The organism is Marilutibacter maris (assembly GCF_006546735.2).
GTDB classification, from domain to species: domain Bacteria; phylum Pseudomonadota; class Gammaproteobacteria; order Xanthomonadales; family Xanthomonadaceae; genus Marilutibacter; species Marilutibacter maris.
The window spans coordinates 1-8784 of record NZ_VICD02000153.1; the positions used below are offsets into that span (position 1 = coordinate 1).

General features: G+C 68.4%; 7 protein-coding genes and 1 pseudogene. 3 read left to right on the top strand and 5 right to left on the bottom strand.

Features of this window, described 5'->3' with window-relative positions; genetic code table 11:
- Together FKV24_RS09535 and FKV24_RS09540 are read right to left on the bottom strand one after the other, a co-directional pair.
- A pseudogene (locus FKV24_RS09535) lies at window positions 1–878 on the bottom strand (hypothetical protein); the annotation flags it as partial.
- Window positions 879–899: 21 nt separating this feature from the next.
- Window positions 900–1496, bottom strand: coding sequence for an NfuA family Fe-S biogenesis protein (locus FKV24_RS09540; protein WP_141482214.1), 597 nt, complete (start codon window positions 1494–1496; stop codon window positions 900–902).
- A gap of 125 nt (window positions 1497–1621) precedes the next feature.
- Here FKV24_RS09540 and FKV24_RS09545 point away from each other — a divergent pair, with 125 nt between their 5' ends.
- Together FKV24_RS09545 and FKV24_RS09550 are read left to right on the top strand one after the other, a co-directional pair.
- On the top strand, window positions 1622–1963 hold the full coding sequence (locus tag FKV24_RS09545; RefSeq protein ID WP_111266461.1) for a 4a-hydroxytetrahydrobiopterin dehydratase: 342 nt from the start codon (window positions 1622–1624) through the stop codon (window positions 1961–1963).
- Window positions 1964–1998: 35 nt separating this feature from the next.
- Window positions 1999–2409: an energy transducer TonB gene (locus FKV24_RS09550; RefSeq protein WP_141482215.1), complete on the top strand. Its 411-nt coding sequence runs from the start codon at window positions 1999–2001 to the stop codon at window positions 2407–2409.
- Window positions 2410–2538: 129 nt separating this feature from the next.
- Here the strand turns inward: FKV24_RS09550 and FKV24_RS19270 are convergent, their stop codons facing one another.
- The 3 genes from FKV24_RS19270 to FKV24_RS09560 all read right to left on the bottom strand — a co-directional run bounded on the left by FKV24_RS19270 (window position 2539) and on the right by FKV24_RS09560 (window position 6142).
- Window positions 2539–2706 (bottom strand): hypothetical protein, encoded by a 168-nt coding sequence (locus FKV24_RS19270; protein ID WP_170288269.1) that lies wholly within the window; start codon window positions 2704–2706, stop codon window positions 2539–2541.
- A 16-nt stretch (window positions 2707–2722) separates the two neighbouring features.
- Window positions 2723–4471, bottom strand: a complete 1749-nt coding sequence (locus tag FKV24_RS09555) for a DUF7933 domain-containing protein (protein WP_141482216.1) — start codon at window positions 4469–4471, stop codon at window positions 2723–2725.
- Between the two features lie 660 nt (window positions 4472–5131).
- On the bottom strand, window positions 5132–6142 hold the full coding sequence (locus FKV24_RS09560; RefSeq protein WP_141482217.1) for an RluA family pseudouridine synthase: 1011 nt from the start codon (window positions 6140–6142) through the stop codon (window positions 5132–5134).
- Between the two features lie 571 nt (window positions 6143–6713).
- Between FKV24_RS09560 and FKV24_RS09565 the strand changes: the two genes are divergently transcribed.
- Window positions 6714–8784 (top strand): Rne/Rng family ribonuclease (locus FKV24_RS09565; protein WP_141482218.1); only part of this gene is annotated, 2071 nt, incomplete at its 3' end.

Consider the following 8784-nt stretch of genomic DNA (forward strand, 5'->3'; position numbering starts at 1 on the left):
CGGATCTCCAGCGATGGGCGCGACGGCGCCTGCGCCGGTGCCGGAATCTCGCGCGTCCGCACCACCGGTTGGACGGCGTCGAGCTCCGGTGCCGGCGTCGGCTGTGCCTGGACCCGGGGCGTGGGCGGCGGCAGCAGGAACACCGCGGACGTATCGGCGGCCGGTTCGCTGACGGTGAGGCGCTGCTCGGCCGCCGATGGCGTTTCGACGGTCGTGGGCTCCGGCACCTCGCGACTAGGCATCGGCGGTGGTGGCGCCTGCAAGGAAGGGGATTCGATCGCGACATCGATCTGCGGCACGGTGGCCGCCGGCGATGTCCGCGGCGTCGGCTCAGGGTCGCTCGGCGCCGGCGTCTGGGCCGGTGCGGCGACCGGAGTCTCGGCCGTTTCGGGTTCGGTCGGGGCCGGCGGGGCGGGACCGCCGCCGACCTCCTCCGGTGTGCCCTGGCCGATGTACTCGACCTGGACCACGGTCTCACCCTCCGGTGGCGCGGCGGCGAACCGGGGCGCGGCAAACAGCAGCCACAGCAACGCGATCCCGAGCAGGAGGTGGATCACCGCGGACAGGATGCCGGCCAGCCAGCGCAGCCCACGCTCCTGCGGCTCGGGCGGGTGCCAATGCTGGCGCCAGACCGATGCGAACACCTGCCACTGGTTCATCGCGCCGATCGGTTGCGGCAATGGCCTTGCCGGCGGCCGCGCCAGCAGCACCGCCAGGACCGAATCCGCACTGGCGCCGGTGACCGCGTCGACCCGCTCGCGCATCTGTGCGAACCATGACTCCCAACCCGGCGGGAACTCGCCAGGCGGATGCGATCGGCGTTGGCTCAGCCGCAGTCGGCGCTGGACGGCCTGGACCAGGTCGGAGGCCGAGAACATGCGGCGCGAGGGCCTGTCCGGTCAGGCCGCAGAGTCGCGGCGGATGTAGGGGGCGGTGCCGCTGTCGTGATCGGTCGCGTCGCGTACCGCGGTCACGCCCTGCACCTTGCCCATCAGGGTCTTCTCGATGCCCTGCTTGAGGGTGACATCGACCATGCCACAGCCATGGCAACCGCCACCGAAGCGCAGGTAGACCTCGCCTTCGGCGGTGACCTGCTCGACCGACACGTGTCCACGGTGCTGCGCCAGCTGCGGATTGATTTCCTGCTCGACCACCCAGCGCACCCGCTCGACCAGCGAGGCGCTTTCGGCCGGCGCCTCGCCCTTGATCCTCGGTGCGCGAATCTGCAGCTGGCCGCCGGTGGCGCGCGCTTCGTAGTCGATTTCCGCGCCATCGAGATACTGCGTGCTCGCGCCGTCGAGCCAGAGCGTGAAGCCCTCGCAGTCGATCGCCCACTCGTCGCCGTTGAGTTCGCCGGGCTCGGCGAACTCCAGGCGGACGTCCGCGCCGGGCGTGCCGGGACGAACCGCCGACAGGCGCACGCCAAGGCCTGGAATCGCCTCGCGATCGATCAGCTTGCGGAAGTGGACCTGGGCGGATTCTGAAATCTGGATCATGGGGCTATTCTAACGGGGTAAATCGGGTGCGGCGGCATCGAAGCCGCCCGTCTGCTTCATACACATGGTTCGTTCATCCGGACGCGGCCGTCCGGCGCCACGAACCGCTCGCCAGGATTCCCGCCATGAACGACCTCATCCCGCTCGCCCAGGCCCACTGCATCCCGCGTCGGGGCAAGGAGCACCGTCTCAATGAAGCCAGCATCCGCGAACTGATGCCGCAGCTGAGCGGTTGGGAACGGGTCGAGGACGGGCATGCGCTTAGCAAGACTTTTACTTTCGACAACTACCATCAGACGATGGCGTTCGTGAATGCGCTGGCCTTCGTCGCCCATCGCGAAGATCATCATCCCGATCTGGGCGTGCACTACGACCGCTGCGTGGTGCGCTTCTCGACCCACGATGTCGGAGGCCTGAGCGAGAACGATTTCATCTGCGCCGCCAAGGCCGACGCCCTGGCCGACTGAGTCCACATGCCGCGAATCCGCGGCGGGAGCCTCCCATGAATCGTCAAAGCCCCCTGCTGCTGATATCGGTCGCCGCGCTCGCGGTGAGCGGTTGCCGGGCGCCGGTGCCCGAACCCGAGATTCCCTCGACCGAGATCGCCGCGATCCACACGCCGCCTCCCGACTATCCGCTGGAACTGGCCTGCTCGGACATCGGCGGCAAGGTGGTGATGCAGGTGGTGGTGGGGCCGGAAGGGCGGCCGACGGCGGTCACCATTACCGGCAGCAGCGGCGTTCCCGAGCTCGACCGCGCCGCCGACGCCGGTGTGCGCGCCTGGGAGTTCAAGCCGGCGACCCGCCACGGCAAGCCGGTTTCGCAGACCATCCAGGTGCCGATGAATTTCACCCCGCCGCAGGAGTCCGAACTCTGCCTGCAGCGCGAGCAGAGCGAGCCCGACCAGCTCTGATCAAGGCCGCTCAAGGCCGCGGCTCGCCGCCGCCCCGCCCCACACCGCACCGCCGCTATAACCGTCGCTGCATGGAGGACCGCGCGCCAGGCCCCGGCGCACGCCGAGCCTGCCATCCGCGGCTTCGCCTCAACCGCCGACCGTGGCCGCCCACGCCCCGGCGGGCAGGATGTACGGAACCGCCAGCGCCACCGACAGCGCGATCGCGGCGACGCGAAACGCCAATGCCGCCGACCTCAGGCCGCCTCGACCGGCGCCCAGTCCGAACTTGTTGAACGACGCATCATGCCTGCCCACGTCGCGGCCTCCTCGATCACAAGACATTGCAGTTGAAACTCAGCACGGCGGTTTCGCCGACCGCCAGCGCACCCAGGGCGATGCCTGCGCCGGTGAGATCGGCGACGGTGAAGCTGCCGGCCGGCACGCCGGCGCCGGTGATGGTCACCGCGTTGCCCGCGGGGCAGTTCAGGCCCGCGACCGGCGTGTCGGTAACGACCGCACCATCGACCGCATCCGGTCCGTTGTTGGTCACCGCCAGGGTGTAGGTGGTCGTGGTGCCGGCCACCAGGGTGTCGCCCGCCTGGTCGTCGGGACCGGCGGCGGGCGTGTTGGTCTTGCTGATCGTCAGGTCCGCCTGCCGGCGCCGGTTACTGAAGGTGCAGGTCAGGTCATCGCCGAGCGCGGCGGTGATGTCGAAACTGGTGCCGGTGCCCGATGGCGCCTGCCCGCCGGCCAGTGCGTTGGTGCACGCGTATCCGGTCACGTAGTTGCCCAGGTCGGCACCGGCGGCGCCGGTCTCGGACAGGCTGTAGGTGTCGCCGGCCGTGGCCGGGTCGATCACTGCGGTCTCCACCGGCGCGTTGGTGCTGCCAGTGGTGGTTGCGATGGCCGGACCGCCGGTCCCGGCGATCGACAGGGTGAACTGGTCGCTCGCGATCGCCCGCCCGTCCGGCAGTGCCTTGCGCAGGCGCACGATCGTGTTCGGCACGGTCAGGGTCGCGTTCGGCGCCAGCACCAGGTTGCCGATGCTGCTGGTCATGTTGCCGGTGTTGTTGAGGTAAACACCCGGAGCGTTGGCGGTCACGTTGACCGTCAGCGTGCAGGTGGCATCGACTCCGACGCGGAAGCCGGTTACCCGGAGGCCGGTATCGCCGGCCCCCAGGGCACCGCCGGACGCATCGCGGAAGGTCGCGTTCGGACAGGTGCTGCTGACGTTCGAATTGGCAACGGTCAAGCCCGTCGGCAATAGATCGGTGAAGTCCAGCGGCGTCAGTGCCGTCGCAGTCGCCGGGTTGGTGCCATTGGTCGCGTTGGTATTGTCGATGGTGAAGGTCAACGTGCTGACCCCACCGGGTGCGATGACCGCCGGTGCGAAGGCCTTGGTCAGCCTCGCCAGCTGGAACGACACCGACCATGCCCAGCCATCGGCACTATCGATCGATTGTGGCCGATTGGCCGCGGTCCAGGTCACGATCGGGTCGACGCCGTTGAGCCGGAAGCTGCCGCAACGCCCGCGTGGATTGGTGCCGTTGTTGGCCTGGCAACCCGCGTTGACGGCGTTGACCGTTGCAGTGTTGAAGGTCCGCGGTAGCGTCGCCCCACTCCACTGCATGACGTTGTTGTTCGCCCGCACCTGCGGGGTGATCGCGCCGCCACTGATCGTGCTGCCGTTGACGATGTAGTCGCTGGCGTCGAGGTTGACGAGATGCAGGGTCGGGTCGATGACCGGTTTGTTGAAGCGGAAGCGATGATCGACCCGGCCGATGCCGGACCGCAGGCATTGCCCCACGCGCGCGGAACCGGCCGGCGGATTGGGCTCGATGTATGCATTCACGTTGGTGCCCGACAGCCGCGTGGCTATGCCATTGGCGATCGCGTTGCCCGGGCCGCAACCGGTGACATTGAAGTTGGCGGTCTGCCGATAGAACGCGGTCACCCCGTTGCCGAAGGTGATGTCGATCTGCTGACCGTTGTTCTGGGCCGTCCCCGTCGCATTGGTCATCCACTGGTCGGCGTGGGCGATGGCCGGCAGGCCCGCCGCTGTCGCCAGCGCGATCGTCACGGCGACGGCACGGCCTCGTTTTCCCTGGATCACTGATATGTCCCCACTGCGGGTGTCGCGGCATCGGCCATCCGGTCCATGCCGGAAAGTCGTGCCCTGCCGGTGTGGATCGGCGTCCCTGGCGCGGATGGCGTCTTCTCAACACATATCGCCAATCCTGGGGAAATCAGGACCTGCTTCACATTTTCTGGAGTGCGGAACCAACTGAACGGGCGTTCCGGGGACTCACCGTCAGCTCCCGCAGGAGCGGCGGCGTTTGCCCCGCCCCCTGAGTCAGGGGGCGATTCGCATCGCAGATGCGAATGGGGGTGTGGAGGCGCAACGGCGAGGCCCAAGGTTTGCGCAGCAAACTTTGGGAGATATCCGGGCGAAGCCGGATATCGTTCCCCCCTGAGTCAGGGTGCGATTCGCACGCAGCGCGAATGGGGGTGTGGAGGCGCAACGGCGGGGCCCAAGGTTTGCGCAGCAAACTTTGGGGATTGCCACGAGACAAAGCCACCACACCGCTCCTGTAGGAGCTGCGTAAGCTGCGACCAGGCCTTCCCATGAAAGCCTCATCGCGGCTTGCGCCGCTCCTACGAAAAACGCCTGCCCCGGCCCTCGCGCACAGCGCTCGGGCGTTCGAGCCGGCGCGAGCCAGTGGCTCGCAAACGCCGGCTCTCACCCCAACCGATCGAGGACGGCGGCCAGTTCGGGCGGCAGCGGCGCGTTCAGCAGGTACGGCGTGCGGCCGTCGTCGAGGCTGAACTCCAGGGTCGAGGCGTGCAGGAACATCCGTTTCAGTCCCGCCTGTTCGCGCAGGCGGCGGTTGGCCGCCTCGTCGCCGTACTTGGGGTCGCCGGCGACCGGATGGCCGATGTGCTGGGCATGCACGCGGATCTGGTGGGTGCGTCCGGTCTCGATCCGGACCTCGCAGTAGGACTGCCCGCCACGGCGTTCGATCACGCTGAAATGGCTCAGCGAGGGTTTGCCTTGCGGGTTCACCTGCACGTGGCGCTCGCCGCCCTGGCGCAGGCCGACGTGCAGTGGCGCATCCACGCTCATCACCCCGTCGGGCATCCGCCCGACCAGCAGGGTCAGATAACGTTTATGGATGCCCCGTCCCCTCACCGAGGCGTCCTCGCGCATCAGTGCCTGCAGCTCGGTCAGCGCCGAGCGCTTCTTGGCCACCACCAGCAGGCCCGAGGTGTCGCGGTCGAGCCGGTGCACCAGTTCCAGCGATTGGCCCGGCCGCAGTGCGCGCAGGGTCTCGATCGCGCCATGGCTGATGCCGCTGCCGCCATGGCTGGCGATCCCGGACGGCTTGCTGATCGCCAGCAGGCGGGCGTCCTCGAACACGATCGATGCTTCCATCGCCTCCAGCAGGCCCTTGGCCGGGGTCGTGGCCTGGCCCGGTTCAGCCACGCGGACCGGTGGAATCCGCACCTCGTCGCCGCCGGCGAGCTTGCGCTCGGCCTTGGCCCGGCCGCCGTTCACCCGCACCTGGCCGGAGCGCACGATCTTGTAGATCAAGGACTTGGGAACGCCCTTGAGCTGGCCGGAAAGGAAGTTGTCGAGCCGCTGGCCATCGCGGTCGTCGGGCACCCGCACCAGGCGGGCGCCGCCACGGGAAGGCTCCGGGGTGGCGGTATCGGAACGGGATGAACGATCTGAGGAATCTGAACGGGGCATTTGGGAAGGCTTATCTGATACACTCGCGACGCGAGCTAAGGTTTTGATTTCGCAGGAAGTCGCTGCCCGGCCATCCCGGCAGACACCCTCTGGCGCATCCCGGGTACAGATCACCGCTACAGGGGGCGCTCCGTGGCATCGGCGTTCCTGCGGATCCGGTCCGCGTGCGACGGTGTCCACGAAACGATCGTCAACGATCCGTGGCGCCATGTTAGCAAGGGCGGACGGCGGAACCTGGCCTCGTCCGGCGGGTCAAACCGTCTGCAGCGAGAAATGAACACACCTGTGCGGCGTGAGGGTCACCCCCGACCGGAGCTGCCGCGAGGTCCCCGTCCCGGGGGCGTGCGCACCCAGGTGCGCGTGTCGCCGGGACTCCAACCGGAAAGCAACAACCAAAGCGCTCCCGCGGCGTGCCGTGGTGTCGTAGCGCTGGAAATTGAAACCTTGCCGGCGCCTGCCTCCGGGCATGGCGACGGCTCGGACGAAGTGTCCAGAGGCGAAACGCCACGGCGTTCCGCGCGGCCTGCCCTCGGGCGGGATGAAGCGCGCGAGGACGTGAACAATGAAGCGAATGCTGATCAACGCAACGCAGGCCGAAGAGCTGCGTGTCGCGATCGTGGACGGCCAGAACCTGTACGACATCGACATCGAACAGCCGTCCAAGGAACAGAAGAAGTCCAACATCTACAAGGGCAAGATCACCCGCCTCGAGCCCTCCCTCGAAGCCGCCTTTGTCGACTACGGCGCTGAGCGCCATGGTTTCCTGCCGCTGAAGGAAATCTCCCGCGATTACTTCCAGTCGGGCGTCGACCACAACAAGGCCGGCCTGCGCGAGCTGCTGCGCGAAGGCCAGGAAGTCGTGGTCCAGGTCGACAAGGAGGAGCGCGGCAACAAGGGCGCCGCCCTGACCACCTTCATCTCGCTGGCCGGCCGCTACATGGTGCTGATGCCGAACTCGCCCAGCGCCGGCGGCGTCTCGCGCCGGATCGAGGGCGACGACCGCGCCGAGCTGAAGAAGGCGATGGACGCGTTGCAGATCCCGCCGGACATGGGCGTGATCATCCGCACCGCCGGTGTCGGCCGCGATGCCGAGGAACTGCAGTGGGACCTGGACTACCTGACCAGCGTCTGGAAGGCGATCACCGACGCCGCCCTGGCCAAGCCCTCGCCGTTCCTGATCTACCAGGAATCGCGCCTGATCATCCGCGCCCTGCGCGACTACATGCGCCCGGACATCGGCGAGATCCTGGTCGACACCGACGAGATGTACGCCGAGGCGCGCGAGTTCGTCGAGCAGGTGATGCCGCACAACCTGCGCAAGCTCAAGCACTACACCGACGACACGCCGCTGTTCAACCGTTTCCAGATCGAGTCGCAGATCGAGAGCGCCTATGAGCGCGAAGTGCGGCTGCCGTCCGGCGGCGCGCTGGTGATCGATCAGACCGAGGCGCTGACCGCGATCGACGTCAACTCCGCGCGCGCGACCAAGGGCGGCGACATCGAGGAGACCGCGTTCAACACCAACCTGGAAGCGGCCGAGGAAGTCGCCCGCCAGATGCGCCTGCGCGATCTCGGCGGCCTGGTGGTGATCGACTTCATCGACATGTCCAGCAACCGCCACCAGCGTGACGTCGAGAACCGGCTGGCGCAGGCGCTCAAGCAGGACCGCGCGCGCGTCCAGGTCGGCCGCATCTCGCGCTTCGGTCTGCTGGAGATGAGCCGCCAGCGTCTGCGTCCGAGCCTGGGCGAGTCCAGCCAGATCGTCTGCCCGCGTTGCGAGGGCCATGGCCGCATGCGCAGCGTCGAGTCGCTGTCGCTGTCGATCCTGCGCCTGGCCGAAGAGCACGCGATGAAGGACAACACCGGCCAGGTGCTGGTGCAGGCGCCGACCGAGATCGCGACCTTCTTGCTCAACGAGAAGCGCCGTGCCCTGATCGAGATCGAGCAGCGCCACGATGCGCCGGTGGTGATCGTCGCCGACGAGCAGCTGCACACCCCGCATTTCGAAGTCACCCGCATTCGCGAGAACGAGCTGGACGAGGAGTCCAACAAGCCCAGCTACCGTCGCGGCACGCCGCGCAAGCTGCCCACCCATGCGCTGACCAAGGCCCATCTGAACGTCCCGCCGGCACCGGCGGTGACCAAGGTCAAGCCCAACCGCCCCGCCCCGCAGCGCGAGCCGCGCGAGGCCGAGCCGGCACCGGTCGCGCCGGCGCCGGTGGTGCAGGCGCCGACCCACTCCGTCGGCATGGTCGAGCGCATCCTGCGCTTCTTCCGTGGCAGCGGTGCGGTCGAGGCCGAGAAGCCGGCCAGGAGCGAGGCCTCCACCAAGCAGGCCCGTGGCGAGCGTGCCGGCAATCGCAACGACAATCGTGGCGACGGTCGCGCCGACAGTCGCGGTGAAGGCCGCGGCAACCGCCGTGGCGGCAAGGGCGGTCGTCGCGACGAGGCCAAGCGCGGCCAGGGCCGTGGCAGCGACAAGCAGGCCGACAAGCAGAGCGATCGTGCCGCCGAACAGCGCGGCGCCGAACAGAAGGACGCCGCATCCGGCCGCGACAGCCGCAAGGGCCAGAAGGCCGCGCAGGCCGACAAGGCCCAGGGCGAGAGCGGCGGCCGCAAGCAGCGCGATACTCAGCGCGACA